Here is a 19,258-nt window from a genome sequence, read left to right on the forward strand (position 1 = left end):
GAAAAATTTGGAACGCAGGCATATCCTTGTTGCGTTGCAGCGCGGCACGCCGCACACTCGATGCGCTTGCGGAGGAGAGGGACCGACCGGCCGAAGGCGGGTCAGGCTTCCGGAGGCAGACATGGCGGGGCGTTACGAGTTCGTCGTTATCGGCAGCGGGCCTTCGGGTCGGCGCGCGGCCATTCAGGCTGCGAAACTGGGCAAGTCCGTCCTCGTGATCGAGGGGCGGATGAAAGTGGGCGGGGTGTCGGTGCACACGGGCACGATCCCCTCAAAGACGCTGCGCGAGACTGCGCTGAACCTGTCCGGCTGGCGCGAGCGCGGATTCTACGGCCGATCCTACCGGGTGAAGAAGGAGATCGGCAGTCAGGATCTGTCGATACGGCTGGGCAAGACGCTCGACTATGAAGTCGACGTGCTCGAGCACCAGTTCCTGCGCAACGGCGTTGCAACGATGGCGGGTTTCGCACGCTTCCTCGATCCGAACCGGGTGGTAGTGACTTCGCCCGACAGGAGCGAACTGATCGTGGAGGGCGAACGCTTCCTGATCGCTGTGGGTACGGTGCCGTTCCATCCGGAGAACATCGACTTCACCGATCCCGACATCATGGACAGCGACCAGGTGGTCGACGTCCCGCGCCTGCCGCGTTCGCTCACGGTCGTCGGCGCGGGCGTGATCGGCATCGAATACGCCACGATCTTTTCGGCGCTGGATGTGGCGGTGACGGTGATCGAGCCGCGCAGCAGCTTTCTCGATTTCGTCGACCGCGAAATCATCGACGAATTCGTTCACCAACTGCGCGACCGCGGGGTGACCTTCCGCCTCGGAGTGCCGGTGGAGACGGTCGAACGGGGAAGCGACGGGCGGGTCGTGACCAAGCTCAAGGACGGCCGTGCCGTGCGCACCGAAATGCTGCTTTACTGCGCCGGACGCATGGGCGCCACGAGCGATCTGGGGTTGGAGAAATGCGGATTGACCACCGATGCGCGGGGACGGCTCTCGATCAATCCGGACACCTATCAGACGGACGTCGAACACATCTATGCCGCCGGCGACGTGATCGGTTTTCCGAGCCTGGCCTCCACGTCGATGGAGCAGGGGCGGATCGCCGCCTGCCATGCTTTCGGCCTGCCCTTGCCGCCAGCACCGGCGTTCTTCCCTTACGGCATCTATGCGGTGCCCGAGATCTCGACCGTCGGCATGAGCGAGCAGGAGGTACGCGAACGGGGGATCAATTACGAGACCGGCATTGCCCGCTTCCGCGAGACCTCACGCGGGCATATCATGGGGCTGGAGCAGGGCCTGATGAAGATGATCTTCTCGAACAAGACCCGCCGCCTGCTGGGCGTTCACATCATCGGCGAGGGCGCGACCGAACTCATCCACATCGGGCAGGCGGTGCTTAACCTGAAAGGCACGATCGACTATTTCATCGAGAACACGTTCAACTACCCCACGCTGGCCGAGGCCTACAAGATCGCCGCCCTCGATGCCTGGAACCGCATGGCGCGGTGAAGCCCGGCCAATCTAGTCCTGCTTCTTCTCGTCGCTGAGCCGGACCGCGGTTCGCAGGCGCTTCGCGGTGCTCAGGGCCTTTTCCTGCTCATCACTGGAGCAATCTGCCTCGACCACGTCTTCAAGCCGGTCGGCAGCTTTGTTGATCATGCTTTTGAGTGCCTGGTTCTCGGCCTGTGTGTTGCCCAGCGCATGCCGCAGTTCGCGTTCGGAAGACATCGGAACCCCTCATCCTCGTGTGCCGCCAGCGTACTACACCGGCGGCACAACGCAAAGGTGACGGCCGTTCGATCCTCCGTTTGCGGCCTCTACCGTCAGAGATCCTTGGGATCGCCCGTGCCCATGTAGCGGGCGAGGTTGCGGTGCAGGCTGATTACAGCACCTTCGGCCTTGGGGTTGGGCACGTTGCCGGCATAGCTGCCCATCTTCATGCCCTTCTGCACGGCCGCCATGTTGGAAAAGTCCTGCAGCAGCACGTGCGGGAAGTCCGCCGGATCGGCATATTGCCACTGGGTGTCGGCCTCTTCTCCTTCCGGGTAAAGCTCGTAGACCGCGACTTCGAAGATGCACTTGTCCGGATCGCATCCATAGGGCCGCGCCTGGTAGCAGAGCATGTTGTTCACCGCGTGCCCGATCTGCTGGTTAGGGAAGATCTGCCACGAGGTGCCGCTGGCCGCGACATGAGCGGGATCGACCTCGGGCCAGACCACGCCGCGTTCCGCATCGATCTTGCGCGAGGTTTCCAGCCAGTAGCGCAGCACTTCGGCCGCCGATGTGCCTTCCGGCAGGACTTCCGGCAGCGTCTGCGCCACATCCACCAGCGTCTTGGTGGTGTTGGTGTTGACGCCTTCCCAGGTGTACTTCTGCATCATCGCCGTCGTGGTGCGCGGATCACCCGCGCCGAGGCGCAGCTTGGATGCGTTTTCCTTTGGGCCTTCGCCGGTGTCGTAGCCGATGTGGCTGTGCTTGCCCTGCGGGCGCCCCCAGCCGGTGAAGTCGCCGAACTCGGTGAATTCGGGGTGGGTGCCCGGGACGTGATAGGTCTCGTTGAAGGCCTCGAGCGCGACTTTCCAGTTGCAGTCGAACACCGTCCAGTTGCGCCAGCGCGGGCGCATGTTCTGGAGCTGGAAGGGATCGAGCATGGTCGCCGCCGGCTCCAGATAGTCGCGCAGCGGCTCGGCGTCGGGATCGAGGTTGATCCACACGAAGCCGCCCCAGGTGTCGATGTTCACTTCGCCCAGACGCGTCACGTCGTCGCAGAGCTTGGGGCCCCAGTCTTCCTTCGACTGGATATAGCTGGCCTTGCCGTCCAGCTCGAAAGTCCAGGCGTGGAAGCCGCAGACGAAGTTCATCCGCTTGCCGTGGGCATTGCGCTCGCCCTTGGGCGTGTCGACGAGGCGGCGGCCGCGGTGGGTGCAGACGTTGCGGTACGCCTTGATCTTGCCGTCCGCGCCGTTCGCGGCCTCGCCTTCGGCCACGCGCACGATCAGGACCGAGTCGTCGAGAATTTCGTAGGTGATGTAGCTGCCGACCTCGGGCAGGTCCTCCACGCGGCCTGCCTGAAGCCAGCACTTGCGCCACAGCTTGTCACGCTCGGCGCGGGCATAGTCTTCTGAAATATAGGCTTCTACCGGGATTACGACCGGTTCCGGGGTCGTTTCGGTGGTCGCTTCGACTTTGCTCAGTTCGTTCATCGTTCCGCTCCCGTGCGATGTCGCAAAGTGCCACTAATCAACAGCACTGTTTACTAGAAGCGGTGTACTCCCGTGTCTGCGGACAGAACTTTGATCGAACGCAAAGCTGTCAACTGTGCGGATATTCGATCGCCATCACTTCCCATTCCTTCTCGCCGGAAGGGAGGCGCACGGTCCTCAGGTCGCCGATGGCGGCCCCGCGCAGCGCGCGAGCAAGCGGCGCCCCCCAGCCGATACGACCTGCGGAGGCATCCTGTTCGTCGTCGCCAACGATAGTCACGGTCATGCGCTCGTCGTCCTCGTCGGCCAGTTCGACGGTGGCGCCGAAGAATACCTTGCCGCGCTCTTCCTGATGCGCCGGGTCGATCACGCGCAGCTTCTTCATCCGGCGTGCGAGGTGCGCCAGTTCGCGGTCGATCTCGCGCATGCGCTTGCGGCCATAGAGGTAGTCGCCGTTTTCCGAACGGTCGCCGTTGCCAGCAGCCCAGGAAACGATCTCCACGATTTCCGGGCGCTCCGTGCCCAACAGATGATCGTAGCGGGCGCGCAGCGCGGCCATGCCGGCGGGGGTTATCGGAGGACCTGCAGGTTTCATCGCGGCGTGTTTAGGGCGCGAGGGCAGGGCAGCCAAGGCTCGTCGCGTCTGCTCGACACTTCCGCAAGGTTGCATACCCTTTATTTGTCCGACAAATAAGGGGTGCCTTGGAGTTGAGGATACTGATTATGGCCATATCGCGTCGCAACATCCTGCTTGCCGCTGCTGCGGCGCCCGTCGCCACCTTGCCGCTTGCAGGGCCGGCTGAGGCCGCCAGCGGGAAAACGGGCGGGGCCCCTGCCGCAAATGCTGCCGGGCTCGCGCTGAAACCGCCGATGGGATGGAACAGCTGGAACAGTTTTGCCGGGACGATCGACGAGACGCAGGCGTTGGAGACCGCAGCAATCATGCGCGACCGCCTGCTACCCAGCGGCTACGACACCTTTACTGTCGACATCCAGTGGTACGAGCCGGAGGCAAAGGGCTACACCTACAACACGCACCCGGTGCCCTCGCTCGATGCGTATGGTCGGTTGACCCCGGCCCCCAACCGCTTCCCCTCCGCAGCCGACGGCAAGGGTTTCGCCCCCTTGGCCGAGAAGGTCCACGCCATGGGCATGAAGTTCGGCATCCACGTGATGCGCGGCATCGCTCGCCGGGCGGTGGAACTCAACCTGCCGATTCTGGGGACCGACCTTCGCGCCGCGGACATCGCGGATACAACGAGCACCTGCGCCTGGAATCCCGATATGTACGGCGTCGACATGCGCAAACCCGGCGCCCAGGAATACTACGACGGCCTGTTCCGCCTCTATGCTGCGTGGGGCGTGGACTTCGTCAAGATGGACGACATGAGCCGCCCCTATGACGCCCACGCGCCGGAGATCGAGGCCGCGGCCCAGGCGATCAGCCGTTGCGGAAGGCCCATCGTACTCAGCCTTTCGCCAGGGGAAACGCCGCTCCTGCGCGGCGATCATGTCCGCCGGCATGCACAGATGTGGCGGATTTCAGATGATTTCTGGGATGACTGGTCGCTGCTGGAAGCCCAGTTCACCCGGCTGGAGAACTGGACACCCTATCGGGCACCTGGCTCATGGCCCGATGCCGACATGTTGCCGCTCGGCCGTCTGGCGCTGGGCGACCGCGACACGCGCTTCACAACGGACGAGCAGCGCACCCTTATGACGCTGTGGTCGATCGCCCGTTCCCCGCTGATCATGGGCGGCGACCTGCGCTATCTCGACAAACCGACGCTGGACCTGCTGACCAATCCGGGTGTGCTGGCGGTGAACCAGGCGAGTACCGGCAATTGCCCCCACTATGTCGAGGATGGGATGAAGGCCTGGTCCGCTTGGAGCGAAGACGGCAGCGACCGCTATCTCGCCTTGTTCAACGTCACCGACGAGGCCCGTGAATGCGGAATTGCCTTGCGGCAACTGGGCATGGCGGGGCCTGTAGCGGTCTACGACGTCTGGCAGGGCGCCGAAATCGGCAACGAGGCGGAGAGGGTATCCAGCCGCCTCGCACCGCACGCATCGGCACTCTACCGTCTGCGGCGGACCTAAACCGTAATAAGGCCTAGCCGGGTTGCCGCTTGCCGGGCATCAGATGGGTGAGCTTGTTCGGGCCGCGGTAGTTCGACTTGTCCGGATATATCTCCTCGTAGACCACGGCGTTTTCCAGCACGCGCTGAACGTAGTTCTTGGTCTCGTAGATCGGGATCCGCTCGATCCAGTCGATCCAGTCGACGGCGCCGGTGCGCGGATCGCCGTTGGCGCGCAGCCACTTGTTCACGTTGCCCGGCCCGGCATTGTAGGCCGCCACGGCCAGCGGCGTGGCGCCGCCATAATAATCCATCATGCGGCCGAAATACCCGTCGCCCAGTCGGATGTTGTAGGTAGCGTCGTTGGTGAGGTCCGAAAGGCTATAACCCAGGCCCATCTTGCCGGCCTGCTCGCGTGCAGTTGCCGGCATGAGCTGCATCAGGCCGCGCGCGCCAGCGTGACTCATTGCATTCTGCGCAAACTGGCTTTCCTGGCGGGTCAGAGCATGGACCATGGTCCAGTTCGTGCCCGGTGGCGTCGGGATCAGCGGATAGGATATTTCGCCGAATTCGCCGAACCCGTCTTCATGCGCGCTCTGGCCGAGGATGACCGCCAGGTCGCGGCGGCCGATCTCCTGCGCAAGGTCCGCCACGAGCACGTGATCGGCCTCGGTCTCCGCCTGATCGGCAATCTCCCGGAAGAATTGCACGGCGGTTCGCCAATCTCCATCGCGCGCGACATCGCGCACGGCATCGACGATCGGCCGCTCCATGAAGGCCTTGCGTTCGGCCTTGGTCGGCACCGCCTTGGGCGAGGTGTCGAGGTTGGGAATGGGGCGCTTCAGTCTCTCGAGCGACAGTTGGCCGTAGAAATACTGCGGATATTGCGCCGCCATTTCGAAATAGCGGTTGGCCTCGGCAGTGTCGCCTGCCTTGGCCAGCGCGCGCCCGGCCCAGTAGAACCCCTTGGAGCGCGTTCCCGGCGTCTGTGCCGCCGCGCCGTAGCGATAGAACAGGGGCGCCGCCCGGCGCGGGTCCTGCTGTTCCCACAAGGCCTTGGTTCCGCCCAGCCAGACAAGCGAGGTGTAATCGTCGCGCAGGCGATAGGACATCTGGCTGATATCGGTGCCGGGCGCAAAGGCGTCGTCGATCGAACTGGCGATCTTTACCGCGCTCTCGGTGCTGGCCCCGCGGGCGGCCGTAAGCAGCTCCTTCACCCACTTTTCCGGATCGAGCACCGGCTCGCTCAGCAGGGGACGGTTGGCCAACAGGGTTATCTCGCCCGGCAAGTTGCCTGAACGCCGCGCCTGAACGGCGCGGTTGTAGACGTAGCCGGGATCCGACGCGACATGCGACGGCAGCGAGAGGCCCAGACTGCCCGGCGCCGAACCCTGCAACAATGCCAGCCGCTCCATGAACACATTGCGCTTCGCGCCGGAGACGAACGATATCTGGCGCTCCGCCTGCTGCGTCTCGCCCTGCCAGAGCAGGGCATTCATCCGGGCGTCGTGATCGGCCGGAGTCAGCACGTCGCGATAGAGCGACAGCAGCGTCGCTTCGGCATTCGGCGTCAGGCTGCCCCCACGCCATGCGGCGACGGCCTTGTCGCGGGCATCGAATCGGCGCACCGCGGCAAGCGCGGTGGCATAGCGTCCGGCCGCTTCACTGGTCAGCGGCGGATAGCGATCGAAGAAGGCGATGACCGTCGAGGGATCGGGTGATTCGCTGAGCAACGCTTTTTCCGCGAATCCGCGAATCTTCTCTTCGCGCGGATAGCCGGGGTAGGTGAGCAGGAAGCTGGCATAGGCCGAAAAGCCCATGCGATCATTGGCAACAAGCTGCTGCCAGCGGTCCACGGACTGGTGCACGGAAAGATCGTGCGACTGCATGGCGCGTGCACGCGCAACGTCCCATTGACGGCCATCTTCGCCCCAGGCCGGTGCTCCGAGGCTGATAAGGGAAACCGTCAGAAGCAGGGGAGAGACACGCAACATACTGGACATTGTGGAAGAAGGCTCCTTATCAGGCGCTGAACGTACTGGTCGATCCGGTGGGGCGAGGTCTCCGCTGGGGCCGGGTAATTGAATGTCAGCAGAGGTAAAGTCCATGTTCTCGGGGTCCATTCCGGCGCTTGTCACACCGTTTCGCGATGGCGCTTTCGACGAGCAGGCGTTTCGTCGTCTTGTCGATTGGCAAATTGAATGCGGCTCCTCGGCGCTGGTTCCCTGCGGTACGACCGGTGAGAATTCGACGCTTTCCAACGCCGAACATCACCGGGTGATCGAAGTCTGCATCGAACAAGCGGCGGGCCGCGTCCCTGTGATAGCGGGATGCGGAAGTAACGATACCATGAACGCGCTTCTCCACATGAATTTTTCGAAGAAGTCGGGCGCCGCTGCCGCATTGGTCGTTGCACCTTACTATAACAAGCCGAGCCAGGAAGGGTTGCTGGCCCACTTCTCCTATCTCGCCGAAAACAATGATCTGCCAATCATTTTGTATAACGTGCCGGGCCGGACCGTTACGGACTTGCGGCCGGAGACGGTCTGTGAACTGGCCCGCCGCTTTCCCGATACCTTCGTCGGCATCAAGGATGCCAGCGGAGACCTGGCACGGGTGACCGATCACCGCCGGGGCATCGGCAAGGACTTCTGCCAGCTGTCCGGCGACGACGAACTGGCCCTGCCGTTCAGTGCCGCCGGCGGAGTGGGCTGCATTTCGGTGACGGCGAATGTCGCGCCCAAGCTCTGCGCCGAGTTCCAGGCGGCCTGCGCGGCAAACGACCTGACGCTGGCGCGCGAGATCAACGACAAGCTCTACCCGCTCCATTACGCCATGTTCGAGGACAGCTCGCCGGGGCCGTGCAAGTACGCGCTGGCGCAGGTTCACGACTGGATCGAGAACGAACTGCGCCTGCCGCTGGTCCCCTGCAACGACGCTGCGCGCAAGGCCGTCGACGAAGCGCTGGTACACGCCGGGTTGCTCTAGGGCGCGACGCCCGGCGGATCACTTCGCCGGATTGTGCTTCTGGACGAAGGCCATGGTGGCCTGGAGCATTTCCTTGCGCGTTTCGGCACGCGAGAGCCAATGGTCCTCCTCCTTCAGCGTTACCAGCTGATAGGGCTTGCCTGCGTCCTTGAGTGAATCCGCCATCGCGGTGCTCTGGCGATAGGGTACGACCGTATCGTCCTTGCCGTGGATCAGCAGGATCGGCGCGTCGGCCTCACTTGCGTGCTTGCGTGGGGAGACGTCGTCGTAATGCTTGGGATCGCCCAGTTCCTCTTGCCAGAAATGGCGCGTCATGTGTGATCGGCCGCTTTCCCTGACCCGGGCATCGAAGAACATGTCTACGTCCGCAACCGGCGCCACAGCCACGACGCAGCGGTATATCCCGTGCTGGAGCGTGACGCCCGCCAGAGCGGCATAGCCGCCGTAGCTGGCGCCGACGATGCACGCCCGTTTCGGATCGGCGATCCCGCGCTTCACGAGTTCGGCCAGTCCGTCCGAGATGTCCGTCTGCATCTTGCGGCCCCATTCGCCGTAGCTGGCATTGCGCAGGGCATCGCCGCGCCCGGTCGAACCCCGGAAATTTGGCTGGAACACGGCATATCCCCGCGATGCGAATGCCTGAGCCCACCAGTCGAATCCGACTTCGTCGGCGGCGTGCGGGCCGCCATGCGGGAGCAGTATGACGGGCAGGTTCTTTGCTTCGCGTCCCGGCGGCAGGGTCAGCACGCCGTCCAGTGCGAGGCCATCGCTCGCGCTGTAGTCGACGCGGGAGATGGCCCCCACGTCCTTGCCCCAGATCAGGGGGCGTTCATCACCGATGGGATCGGCGCGGTGGTTGGCGACATCCACGAGGAACCAGGTGCCGCTGTCGCCATTGCCGTCGACCCGCAGGACCACCTTGGTAAAACCGCTGGTCCAGTCCATCAGGCGCGCGTTGCGGCCCGGGAAGGCACGAAATATGCGGCTGATGGCCGATTGTGCCGCCGGGTCGAACACTACCGTCTCGCCACTCTCATCGGCCTTGCGGTAGCCGAGCAAGCGGCCGGTCTCATGGTCGATGTAGAGCCGCTCGACCGGGACGTCCGCGAGGAATTCCGTTGGCGTGCCACCAGCCAGGGGGACCTCGAACCAGCGGTCGACTTCCTTATCGTCCCTGATTGAGTAGATGACGGTCGCGTTGTCCTTTCCGAAGCAGATCAGGCTTACGTTTCCATTCGGATCGACACCGCGTGCAAGTTCGTCCCCGCGGACGTTCTCGATGCTCCACTTGCCGTTGGTCTCGTTGATATCGAGCGTGGTTGCCACGGTGCCGACGACATCGACAAGCCAGTCGCGATAGTGGCCTTCACTCGGCGGCGGTGCGACTTGCCGCGGCGTGTTCTCGGGAAGGTCGACCGCGTAGAGCGTCGTCCTGCCGTGCCTGAAGCGCATGTTTCCGCCATATCCCGGATCGAGCGCGATACCGCCGAAGTAGCCGACCGTGCGCCCGTCGATACGGCGGATGCCATAGAAGCCACGGGTAGTGTCGGCGATGGTCCGGCGCCTTGAAAAGACCAGTTCGGGTTTGAAATCGCGGTTCAGGGAGACAATGATTGTGCCTGTCATCTCGTATTTCGAAACCGTGAAGGACGGACCGAGAGACACGGTCGCGGTGTTGGTGACGAGAACGGTCGAATCGTCGGCCCAGGAAACTCCGCGGACCTTCGTGGTACCTGCAGAGGAATTGACCAGCACGTCACCGCTTTCATCGACGACGACCAGGCGCATTTCGCCCTTGATGTTGCGGATCGCGGCGCTCTTGGTGCCATCGGGCGAAAGCGCGATGTCCTCGACGGACGGCAGATCGCCATAGGCTGCCAGTGGGATGGGCTCCTGGACCTTCGCCGCAAGCGTTGCCGGACTGCACACGAGCGCGAACGCGAGCATGCCCATTGCCCGTCGCTTGCATACCCCCACCTGTCTACCCCCCTACTGATTTACCCTGTCGAGGTCATGTTCGGAAAGGTCGCCTGCGACGCAAGTATTTTGCGATGGATTACAGGGAATTAATCGCCGTTCACCGAGCGGTTCAAGCGCCTGTTCCTCGCGATTTGCCTTGGCCTTCGGTCTCGTGAACAGTGTTCTGCAAATACGAATCGATTTGCGGGAGGAGAGAAGACGATGACGAGTTCGGCAGCCGCCACCTGGACTGACCGCGACGCCGTGACCGGCGAATATGCCAAGAAGGTGCTGGCCTATACCGATTGCATCAAGCGCACGGTCGAAAAGGCCAAGGAGCCCGGCTTCGACGAATCGGGATGGGATGAACTGGCCGCCATGCTCGATACGAAAAAATTCCGGCGCGTGGGCAACGACAAGGTCGACATGGGCTGGGACGTCTATCGCGGTCTGCTGATGATGTGGGGGACCACCACCGATTTCTGGGCGGAATTCCATCGCATCAGCGAAGTCGGTGATCGCGTCTATCTGGAATTGACCGAACACAACCATCCGCGCGGAGGCACGGAATCGGTCGTGAATTCCTGCACGGTCTACCAGTTCGACGATGCCGGAAAACTGGTCCACCTGGACATTTACCTGCAGCACGATTGACGCGCGGCTTGCTGCCGACGTCGTTCAGCGAATGGGCCGTTTTCTTTTGGCGCGTGTATCCCTACATGGCCCACCACCATGGCACGTCCGCAACATACGACATTCGACAAGGTCAAGACCGTCGCAGAGAACCGCAAGGCCCGTTTCGACTACCATATCGAGGACAAGTACGAGGCGGGGATTGCGCTGACCGGAACGGAGGTGAAGAGCCTGCGTTTCGGCGAGGGCTCGATCGCCGAATCCTATGCCGAGATCAAGAACGGCGAATGCTGGCTGGTCAATGCCAACGTGCCCGAATTCAGCCACGGCAATCGCTTCAACCACCAGCCCAAGCGGCCGCGCAAGCTGCTCCTGCACGAACGGGAGATCGCCAAGCTGCAAGGCGCGGTGGACCGCAAGGGCATGACGCTGGTGCCCCTGTCGATCTATTTCAACAGCCGCGGCCGCGCGAAGGTCGAACTTGCTCTTGCCAAGGGAAAGAACGCGGCGGACAAGCGGCACACCATCAAGGAGCGCGACTGGAAGCGCGATCAGGCACGGATTCTGCGGGACAATCGATGAGCACGATCTTTACCCGCCTGTCCCGCTGGTTGCACCGCCAGATGCCGACACACGAGCAGCTCGAGGCCAATCGCTTCACGGCATCGATCGCGCGTCGGCAGGAGCTGTTTCGGTTTACCCGTCGATCGGTTCCGCGCGGGGTCGCGGTCGGTCTGCTGGTGGGAATCTTCGCCCTTATTCCGGGCGTGCAGATTGCCGGGGCCGCGCTCCTGTGCGTGCCCTCGCGCGGTAACATCCCGATTGCGGCGGCGATGACGTTCCTTTCGAACCCGGCGACCACGCCACTGATTCTCGCCGCTTCCATCTGGGTGGGCAACCTGCTCGGCTATCACGCCGACCTGTCGACGTTCTATGCGCTCTACGAACGCAGCGCCGGCCTGGCCGACTGGTCGCACTGGTTGCTGTCCGATGCGGCGCCGGCGTTGCTTATCGGTCTCTTCGTGATCTCCACGGTGGCAGCGGCAATCGGATACGTGCTGGCCGCATGGTTCTGGCGCTTCTGGATCGGTCGCAAGCACGTGGCCCGCAGGATGCGCTGGCATCAGCGCCGCGCCGAGGCGCCGCCGCCCGATTCCGCCGGATCGGATACCACCGCATGAAGCCATTGCCGGAGCGGAAAGGGCGCCTGCCCGATGCGATGATCATCGCTCTCGCTCTGTTCGTGAGCGCCATTCTGGTCTGGCTGGTGGCCGGCGATACCGTCCTCACGGCCGTGTTCGTCGCCTCCATGCTGGTGTTTGCCGCGCTGGCGTGGATGATTTCCAGCCGCCGCCGGCCCGCGCCCGAGCCGGAATTCGCACTGCCTGACTGGTCGGTGACGGTCGCCGCCATCGACCGCCCCGATGTGGCCATCTCGGTGACCGATCGGGCGGGACGCCTGACATGCGCCAACGCTGCGCACGAATCGTGGTTCGGTGTCGCTACTGCGCCGCCGCGTCTTCCGGTCGATGCGGCCTCGCTCGAAAGCCTTGCCGATGTGACCCGGACCGCCTGGCGAGACGGCATGGGCCGGGCCGAGGTTGCCGGCACGCACGGCGAGCGATGGCAGGTGGAAGTGGAGCGGTCCGGCCGGGGCGACGACTTTCTGGTCTGGCGCATCGCGCCCGTGGATGCCGTCGACCTCGTGGCCGACCTGGTCGGCCATCTCGACGGCAAGCTCGGGCGGGGGCTCGCGAACGCCGGAATTGCCGCCGCGCTGGTCGATCCCGATGGCATGATCCGCGCTGCCAGTACCGGTTTCGCCTTGCGGGCCACCGGTGACGAACTGGCCGACATGACCGGCCAGGATTTCGTCGCACTGCTCAGCCAGGACGAAGGCGAACGGATCGGCTGGGCGCGCGATGCGGGGCGTGGCACCGCGCTCGTGCTCTATCACGTGCCGGTGGCAGATCCCGATCTGCCGGGAGAACCCGATCCCAACACCACCCCATCGCTCATGCTGGTCGTAGAGGCCGGGCAGGGCATCGGCGCCAGTGCCGGCGGGACCGCTGCGGCCCCGCACCTCGAGGCCTTGCTCAGCCAGTTGCCCCTCGGCCTTGCCATGGCTGATCGTGACGGTCGCCTGCTGTTTGCCAATCCCGCCTTCATGCGGGCAGCCGGGCGCGAGGGCCAGCTGCCGCCGACCTATCCGACCGACCTCGTCGTCAGGGAAGACAAGCGCGCGCTGAGCGAGGCGATCCGCCGTTTCGCGCAGGGGCCTGCCACCGCCGGCGACATCGCCATTCGGCTTGCGGCCCAGCACGACGATCCGGTCTCGCTCAGCCTTGCGGGTGTGCGTGGCCTCGGCGAAGCGGCCGTGCTGCTGGGACTGACCGATACTTCGGAGGAAACACGACTCAAGCGGCAGGTCGCTCAGGCCACCAAGATGCAGGCGGTGGGCCAGCTCGCGGGCGGTGTCGCGCACGATTTCAACAATGTTCTTACCGCGATCCTGGGTACCTGCGACCTCATGCTGATGCGCCATACGCCGGGCGATTCCGACTACGACGACATCCAGCAGATTCGCGCCAATTCGAACCGCGCGGCCTCGCTCACGCGCCAGCTTCTCGCGTTCTCGCGCCAGCAGACGCTGCGGCCCGAAGTGCTGCAGCTTCCCGATGTCGTTGCCGATGTCTCGCAGATGCTGCGCCGCCTGATCGGCGAGAAGATCCAGCTCGTCGTCACCCACGACCGCGATCTCGGCGCGGTGCGCGCGGACCCGACGCAGCTCGAACAGGTCATCGTCAATCTGGCTGTGAACGCACGAGATGCCATGCAGTCGCGCGGAGATGGCTCGGGCAAGCTCACGCTGGCCACGCGCAAGGTCACGACGACCGACGTGCGCGCCATGCGCAGCGAGATCATTCCGGCGGGCGAATATACCGCGCTCATCGTCGAGGATACCGGCGGCGGCATTCCGCCGGAGCATCTCGGCAAGATCTTCGAACCCTTCTTTACCACCAAGGAGCAGGGCAAGGGTACCGGCCTCGGCCTCTCGACGGTCTACGGCATCGTCAAGCAGTCGGGCGGTTTCATCTTCGCCGAAAGCGAAGTGGGCAAGGGCACGCGGTTCATCGTCTACCTGCCGGTCCATCACGTTGCAGCGGGCAGCGCCCCCGAACCGGTGGCGGCCAAGGAGGAACCTGTCCCGAGCAAGTGGGCCGGCGGCGGCCGTATCCTGCTGGTGGAAGACGAGGATCCGGTACGCATGGTGGCCGAACGCGCGCTGTTGCGGCAGGGCTACGAGGTGACCAGCGCGCGCGACGGCGAAGAGGGACTGGTCATGGTCGAGGAGGGCGGCCAGTTCGATCTCGTCGTATCGGACGTGGTCATGCCGTCGCTGGACGGCCCGGCGATGGCCCGCGAGATCCGCAAGCTGGCACCCGAACTGCCCGTGCTGTTCATGTCCGGCTATGCCGAGGAGCAGCTGCGCAAGGAAATCGGCATCGCCAACGCCTGGTTCATGCCCAAGCCCTTCTCCGTGCAGCAGCTTTCCGAGAAGGTCGGCGAGGTCCTGGCCCGCACCGCGAAATAGCGGCCCGAATTAAAATTGGGAAAACTCCCGTTGTTCCCCCCTTGTTCACCGAGAACAAATGCGATACATCGCTTGCCGTGACGTTGACCTTTCCGGTCAGACCGGTAGCAAAGGGGAAGTGAAATGGCTGCTCAGCTCAAGCTGATCCAGGAAGGCAAGGACAAGGATTCGATGGACCGTCAGAAAGCGCTAGAAGCAGCGCTCGCCCAGATCGACCGCGCGTTCGGCAAGGGCTCGGCAATGAAGCTGGGCTCCAAGGAAACGATGCAGGTCGAAGCGATTTCCACCGGTTCGTTGGGGCTGGACATAGCGCTCGGCGTCGGCGGCCTGCCGAAGGGCCGCGTGATCGAAGTTTACGGCCCGGAAAGCTCGGGCAAGACCACGCTGGCACTGCACGTGATTGCCGAAGCGCAGAAGGCCGGCGGCACCGCAGCCTTCATCGATGCCGAGCACGCGCTCGACCCGGTCTATGCCCGCAAGCTGGGCGTCGATATCGATGAACTGATCGTTTCGCAGCCCGACACCGGTGAGCAGGCGCTCGAAATTACCGACACGCTGGTGCGCTCGAACGCGATCGACGTGCTGGTGGTGGACTCGGTTGCCGCGCTGGTCCCCCGTGCCGAGATCGAGGGCGAGATGGGCGACAGCCACGTCGGCCTGCAGGCCCGTCTGATGAGCCAGTCGCTGCGCAAGCTGACCGGTTCGATCAACCGCTCCAAGTGCATGGTGATCTTCATCAACCAGCTGCGCATGAAGATCGGCGTGATGTACGGCAACCCGGAGACGACGACGGGCGGCAATGCGCTCAAGTTCTATGCGTCGGTCCGCCTCGACATCCGCCGCACCGGCCAGATCAAGGACCGCGACGACATCATCGGCAACGCGACCCGCGTAAAGGTGGTGAAGAACAAGGTCGCGCCGCCGTTCAAGCAGGTCGAATTCGACATCATGTACGGCGAGGGCATTTCCAAGATCGGCGAAATCCTCGATCTCGGCGTCAAGGCCGGCATCGTCGAGAAGTCCGGTTCGTGGTTCTCCTACGATTCGATCCGCATCGGGCAGGGCCGCGAAAACGCCAAGACCTACCTGAAGGAAAACCCGGAAGTGTGCGAACGCCTCGAAAAGGCGATCCGCGGCCAGACCGAAGGTCTTTCCGAAGAGATGATGGTGGGCCCGTCGGCCGAGGACGAATAGGCCTTCCATCTGGAAGAAACGGAGACGCCCGGCCCTTGCGCCGGGCGTTTTCCTATCCGGGGCTCGCGTGGATATCGTGCTGGTTCAACCCACGACCGCGCGCAGCGACCTTTCGATTTCGCCGCCGCAATAGCTATCACCGTAATCCTCACGGGCTTGCTGCTGCAGGGCAGCGAGGCGCGCGTCGTTCTGCATGCGTTGGACAAGCGCCGCCGTACAGGGCGCGGTTTCGTCCAGCATCTGCGCGATCGAGGCAAACCGTTCGCCCATGGTGGACCACAAGGTCGCGGTGACAACATCGGCAACGCCGGCCTCGCCGGTGCCCAGCAAAAAGCCCCGGTCCGCTTCCAGGCCATGGCGCTTGCCGGTCACCTCCCAGATCGCCATCCAGCGCTTCAGGCGCGGCAGGAATTCCTCCCACTTTTCCTGCGTCCACATCTCGCGGCCGCCGTCGAGCGTGATTTCGTCGAGCACGTCGTTGGCATCGTTGGTCACTTTGGCGGTCATTGCGCGCGTTTGCGGGTTGCCGGGAATGAGATTCAGGCAGTCTCCCAGATAGAGCGCGATGGCGGGCATCTCGGCGAGGGCGAAGTCGTTGCTCTTGTCGACCAGTACCGGTGGCCCCATGAACGGCACCGGCTGTTCCCGCGGCTCGGCCCCCATTATCTCGCCGATTTCGCCGGCATCATGCTCGATCCATCGCTTTCCGGCGAAGGCGAGAATCGCGCGGATGAATTGGCCGCGAAACGGCGCGGGCCAGTAGTACAGGTCGAATTCGGCCATTGTCGTTCGCTCCTTCCGTACGTTGGAGGTACAACTAGGCAACGGCTGCCCGGCCGATGCGCTCCGCCCCGTGACGTGGGGGCAGGGGCCATTCATCGCAATTCCCGAACAGTCTGACTGCAGCTTGTAGCTTGCCGACCTCGCGTACGTGGCTTATCGGCGCCAACATGCAGACGACGAACGAGATCCGCCGGTCCTTCCTCGATTACTTCGGCTCGCAGGGCCACGATGTGGTGCCAAGTGCACCGCTGGTGCCCTACAACGATCCGACGCTGATGTTCGTGAACGCCGGGATGGTGCCGTTCAAGAACGTCTTCACGGGCCTCGAGAACCGCGCCACGCCGCGGGCGACATCCTCGCAGAAGTGTGTGCGCGCCGGCGGCAAGCACAACGACCTCGACAACGTCGGCTATACCGCGCGCCACCACACCTTCTTCGAGATGCTGGGGAATTTCTCCTTCGGCGACTACTTCAAGGAACAGGCGATCACCCACGCCTGGACCTTGCTGACCAAGGAATGGGGGCTTCCGGTCGAGAAGCTGCTCGTCACCGTCTATCACACCGACGATGAGGCGTTCGACCTGTGGAAGAAGATCGCGGGTCTGCCCGAGAGCAAGATCATCCGCATCCCCACCAAGGACAACTTCTGGGCGATGGGCGATGACGGCCCGTGCGGCCCGTGCTCGGAGATCTTCTTCGATCACGGCGACCACATCTGGGGCGGCCCTCCGGGATCGCCGGAGGAAGACGGCGACCGCTTCATCGAGATCTGGAACCTTGTGTTCATGCAGTTCGAGCAGGAGGCGGGCGAGATCGTCGGAGATCTTCCCAAGCCCTCGATCGACACAGGCATGGGGCTCGAGCGCATTTCCGCCGTCATGCAGGGCGTTCACGACAATTACGACATCGACACCTTCAAGGCGCTGATCGCTGCCTCGGAAAGTCTCACCGGCGTTGCGGCCGAGGGCGATACCCAGGCGAGCCACCGCGTGATTGCCGACCACCTGCGTTCTACCAGCTTCCTGCTCGCCGACGGCGTGCTGCCGTCCAACGAAGGCCGCGGTTACGTCCTGCGCCGCATCATGCGCCGCGCCATGCGCCATGCGCACCTGTTGGGGGCAAAGGATCCGCTGATGCACCGTCTGGTGCCCGCGCTGGTGGCGGAGATGGGCCAGGCCTATCCCGAACTGGGCCGCGCGCAGCCGCTGATCGAGGAAACGCTGGAGCGCGAGGAAGTGCAGTTCCGCCGCACGCTCGCCAATGGCCTCAAGCTGCTCGACGAAGCTACGGGCGGGATGGGCGAGGGCGGCGAACTGCCCGGCGAGACCGCCTTCAAGCTCTACGACACCTATGGCTTCCCCTATGACCTGACCGAAGACGCGCTGCGCTCGCGCGGGATTACGGTCGACAAGGATGGCTTCGATGCCGCGATGGCGCGCCAGAAGGCAGCCGCGCGTGCGGCGTGGAAGGGCTCGGGGCAGGCGGCCGACAGCGAAGTCTGGTTCGACATCGCCGAGCGCGAAGGCGCCAGCGAGTTCACCGGCTACACCTCCACCAGCGGCGAGGGCCGCGTGGTCGCGCTGGTGGTGGACGGCAAGGAAGTCGAATCCGCCAAGGCGGGCGACGAGGTTACCGTGCTGACCAACCAGACGCCTTTCTACGGCGAATCGGGCGGCCAGGTCGGCGATGCCGGCACGATCAGCGGCAAGGGATTGAAGATCGCGATTGCCGACACCTCGAAGCCGCTCGGCCGCCTCCACGCGATGACCGGCAAGGTCGAGGAAGGCGCGATCAAGGTCGGCGACGTCGTCAACCTTGTGGTGGACGTGGAACGCCGCGATGCGATTCGCGCCAACCACTCGGCCACGCACCTGCTCCATGCGGCGCTGCGCAACCGCCTCGGCGATCACGTCACGCAGAAGGGGTCGATGGTCTCCGCCGACCGTCTGCGCTTCGACTTCTCGCACCCCAAGGCGCTGTCTGAAGAGGACATTGCCGCCATCGAAGCAGAAGTGAACGCGGAAATCCGTGCGAACGAGGCGGTGCTGACGCGCCTGATGACGCCCGAGGATGCGATCGAGGCGGGCGCCATGGCGCTGTTCGGCGAGAAGTACGGCGACGAGGTCCGCGTGCTTTCGATGGGGCGCACCTCGGGCGACCGCACCTATTCGGTCGAACTGTGTGGCGGCACGCACGTGCGCGCGACCGGCGACATCGGCGTGTTCCGCATCGTTTCCGAAAGCGCGGTCAGCTCGGGCGTGCGTCGCATCGAGGCGCTGACCGGCGAAGGCGCACGCCAGTGGCTGGTCGGTCGCGAGGATGCGCTGAAGAACGCCGCGGGCCTGCTGCGTACGAATCCCGAGGACGTCGAAACCCGCATCGCCGCGCTGCTCGACGAGCGCAAGAAGCTCGAACGCGAACTGGCCGATGCAAAGAAGGCCCTGGCGCTCGGCGGCGGCGGCGCCGCTGCGTCCGGTCCGGCCGACGAGGACGTCAACGGCGTGACCTTCTCCGGTCAGGTGCTCGAGGGCCTCGATCCCAAGGAATTGCGCGGCCTGCTCGATCAGGCCAAGCAGCGCATGGGCTCGGGCGTCGCGGCGATCGTGGCGGTGAACGAGGGCAAGGCCTCGATCGCCGTCGGCGTGACCGACGATCTCAAGGACAAGGCGAGCGCCGTGGACCTCGTCCGCGCGGGCGTTGCGGCGCTGGGCGGCAAGGGCGGCGGCGGCCGTCCCGACATGGCGCAGGGCGGCGGTCCCGATGGCTCTAAGGGCGCCGAGGCTATTGCAGCGGTGAAGGCGGCGCTGGCAGGGTAAGC

15 protein-coding genes are annotated in these 19,258 nt (G+C 64.2%); 9 read left to right on the top strand and 6 right to left on the bottom strand.

Features of this window, described 5'->3' with window-relative positions; translation table 11 throughout:
• Positions 1–121: 121 nt before the first annotated feature.
• Positions 122–1,516, top strand: coding sequence for a Si-specific NAD(P)(+) transhydrogenase (sthA, locus tag LK12_RS08420; RefSeq protein ID WP_039282128.1), 1,395 nt, complete (start codon positions 122–124; stop codon positions 1,514–1,516).
• Positions 1,517–1,528: 12 nt separating this feature from the next.
• Here the strand turns inward: sthA and LK12_RS08425 are convergent, their stop codons facing one another.
• The 3 genes from LK12_RS08425 to greB form a co-directional block, all read right to left on the bottom strand.
• A complete protein-coding gene (locus LK12_RS08425; protein ID WP_039282130.1) occupies positions 1,529–1,735 on the bottom strand; it encodes a hypothetical protein in 207 nt (68 codons plus the stop codon).
• A gap of 95 nt (positions 1,736–1,830) precedes the next feature.
• Positions 1,831–3,210, bottom strand: a complete 1,380-nt coding sequence (locus LK12_RS08430) for an aromatic ring-hydroxylating oxygenase subunit alpha (RefSeq protein WP_039282133.1) — start codon at positions 3,208–3,210, stop codon at positions 1,831–1,833.
• A 109-nt stretch (positions 3,211–3,319) separates the two neighbouring features.
• Positions 3,320–3,805 carry a transcription elongation factor GreB gene (gene greB, locus LK12_RS08435; RefSeq protein ID WP_039282136.1) on the bottom strand — a complete coding sequence of 162 codons (486 nt, stop codon included), beginning with the start codon at positions 3,803–3,805 and terminating at the stop codon, positions 3,320–3,322.
• A gap of 128 nt (positions 3,806–3,933) precedes the next feature.
• Between greB and LK12_RS08440 the strand changes: the two genes are divergently transcribed.
• Entirely contained in the window at positions 3,934–5,310 is a 1,377-nt protein-coding gene (locus tag LK12_RS08440) for a glycoside hydrolase family 27 protein (RefSeq protein WP_039282138.1), read from the top strand.
• Positions 5,311–5,323: 13 nt separating this feature from the next.
• Here the strand turns inward: LK12_RS08440 and LK12_RS08445 are convergent, their stop codons facing one another.
• Positions 5,324–7,291 (bottom strand): lytic transglycosylase domain-containing protein, encoded by a 1,968-nt coding sequence (locus LK12_RS08445; RefSeq protein ID WP_039282141.1) that lies wholly within the window; start codon positions 7,289–7,291, stop codon positions 5,324–5,326.
• 103 nt (positions 7,292–7,394) lie between these two features.
• Between LK12_RS08445 and dapA the strand changes: the two genes are divergently transcribed.
• The gene (dapA, locus tag LK12_RS08450; protein WP_039282144.1) at positions 7,395–8,276 is read left to right on the top strand and encodes a 4-hydroxy-tetrahydrodipicolinate synthase; all 882 of its coding nucleotides are present in this window, start codon (positions 7,395–7,397) and stop codon (positions 8,274–8,276) included.
• A gap of 18 nt (positions 8,277–8,294) precedes the next feature.
• Here the strand turns inward: dapA and LK12_RS08455 are convergent, their stop codons facing one another.
• Positions 8,295–10,229: an alpha/beta hydrolase family protein gene (locus tag LK12_RS08455; RefSeq protein ID WP_039282148.1), complete on the bottom strand. Its 1,935-nt coding sequence runs from the start codon at positions 10,227–10,229 to the stop codon at positions 8,295–8,297.
• A gap of 228 nt (positions 10,230–10,457) precedes the next feature.
• On the opposite strand from LK12_RS08455, the gene LK12_RS08460 reads away from it, so the two are divergent.
• From LK12_RS08460 to recA, 5 genes are all read left to right on the top strand, one after another.
• Positions 10,458–10,889: a nuclear transport factor 2 family protein gene (locus tag LK12_RS08460; protein WP_052223286.1), complete on the top strand. Its 432-nt coding sequence runs from the start codon at positions 10,458–10,460 to the stop codon at positions 10,887–10,889.
• A gap of 78 nt (positions 10,890–10,967) precedes the next feature.
• Positions 10,968–11,450, top strand: a complete 483-nt coding sequence (gene smpB / locus LK12_RS08465; RefSeq protein ID WP_039282151.1) for an SsrA-binding protein SmpB — start codon at positions 10,968–10,970, stop codon at positions 11,448–11,450.
• Entirely contained in the window at positions 11,447–12,049 is a 603-nt protein-coding gene (locus LK12_RS08470; RefSeq protein WP_039282153.1) for a DUF2062 domain-containing protein, read from the top strand. Before smpB ends, LK12_RS08470 begins: the two co-directional genes overlap by 4 nt.
• A complete protein-coding gene (locus LK12_RS08475; protein WP_039282156.1) occupies positions 12,046–14,463 on the top strand; it encodes a hybrid sensor histidine kinase/response regulator in 2,418 nt (805 codons plus the stop codon). Before LK12_RS08470 ends, LK12_RS08475 begins: the two co-directional genes overlap by 4 nt.
• Positions 14,464–14,586: 123 nt before the next feature.
• Positions 14,587–15,657, top strand: coding sequence for a recombinase RecA (recA, locus tag LK12_RS08480; RefSeq protein WP_039282158.1), 1,071 nt, complete (start codon positions 14,587–14,589; stop codon positions 15,655–15,657).
• Between the two features lie 84 nt (positions 15,658–15,741).
• Here recA and LK12_RS08485 read toward each other — a convergent pair whose 3' ends face one another.
• Positions 15,742–16,440 carry a glutathione S-transferase gene (locus LK12_RS08485; protein ID WP_039282160.1) on the bottom strand — a complete coding sequence of 233 codons (699 nt, stop codon included), beginning with the start codon at positions 16,438–16,440 and terminating at the stop codon, positions 15,742–15,744.
• A gap of 167 nt (positions 16,441–16,607) precedes the next feature.
• Between LK12_RS08485 and alaS the strand changes: the two genes are divergently transcribed.
• The gene (alaS, locus tag LK12_RS08490; RefSeq protein WP_039284990.1) at positions 16,608–19,256 is read left to right on the top strand and encodes an alanine--tRNA ligase; all 2,649 of its coding nucleotides are present in this window, start codon (positions 16,608–16,610) and stop codon (positions 19,254–19,256) included.
• The last annotated feature ends 2 nt before the right edge of the window (positions 19,257–19,258 follow it).

Origin of the sequence: Novosphingobium malaysiense (assembly GCF_000802225.1) — a bacterium.
GTDB classification, from domain to species: domain Bacteria; phylum Pseudomonadota; class Alphaproteobacteria; order Sphingomonadales; family Sphingomonadaceae; genus Novosphingobium; species Novosphingobium malaysiense.

Bases quoted from the DNA above. Each gene is read 5' to 3' on its own strand.
- sthA (WP_039282128.1), top strand. From the start codon at position 122: ATGGCGGGGCGTTACGAGTTCGTCGTTATCGGCAGCGGGCCTTCGGGT.
- LK12_RS08425 (WP_039282130.1), bottom strand. From the start codon at position 1,735: ATGTCTTCCGAACGCGAACTGCGGCATGCGCTGGGCAACACACAGGCC.
- LK12_RS08430 (WP_039282133.1), bottom strand. From the start codon at position 3,210: ATGAACGAACTGAGCAAAGTCGAAGCGACCACCGAAACGACCCCGGAA.
- greB (WP_039282136.1), bottom strand. From the start codon at position 3,805: ATGAAACCTGCAGGTCCTCCGATAACCCCCGCCGGCATGGCCGCGCTG.
- LK12_RS08440 (WP_039282138.1), top strand. From the start codon at position 3,934: ATGGCCATATCGCGTCGCAACATCCTGCTTGCCGCTGCTGCGGCGCCC.
- LK12_RS08445 (WP_039282141.1), bottom strand. From the start codon at position 7,291: ATGTCCAGTATGTTGCGTGTCTCTCCCCTGCTTCTGACGGTTTCCCTT.
- dapA (WP_039282144.1), top strand. From the start codon at position 7,395: ATGTTCTCGGGGTCCATTCCGGCGCTTGTCACACCGTTTCGCGATGGC.
- LK12_RS08455 (WP_039282148.1), bottom strand. From the start codon at position 10,229: ATGGGCATGCTCGCGTTCGCGCTCGTGTGCAGTCCGGCAACGCTTGCG.
- LK12_RS08460 (WP_052223286.1), top strand. From the start codon at position 10,458: ATGACGAGTTCGGCAGCCGCCACCTGGACTGACCGCGACGCCGTGACC.
- smpB (WP_039282151.1), top strand. From the start codon at position 10,968: ATGGCACGTCCGCAACATACGACATTCGACAAGGTCAAGACCGTCGCA.
- LK12_RS08470 (WP_039282153.1), top strand. From the start codon at position 11,447: ATGAGCACGATCTTTACCCGCCTGTCCCGCTGGTTGCACCGCCAGATG.
- LK12_RS08475 (WP_039282156.1), top strand. From the start codon at position 12,046: ATGAAGCCATTGCCGGAGCGGAAAGGGCGCCTGCCCGATGCGATGATC.
- recA (WP_039282158.1), top strand. From the start codon at position 14,587: ATGGCTGCTCAGCTCAAGCTGATCCAGGAAGGCAAGGACAAGGATTCG.
- LK12_RS08485 (WP_039282160.1), bottom strand. From the start codon at position 16,440: ATGGCCGAATTCGACCTGTACTACTGGCCCGCGCCGTTTCGCGGCCAA.
- alaS (WP_039284990.1), top strand. From the start codon at position 16,608: ATGCAGACGACGAACGAGATCCGCCGGTCCTTCCTCGATTACTTCGGC.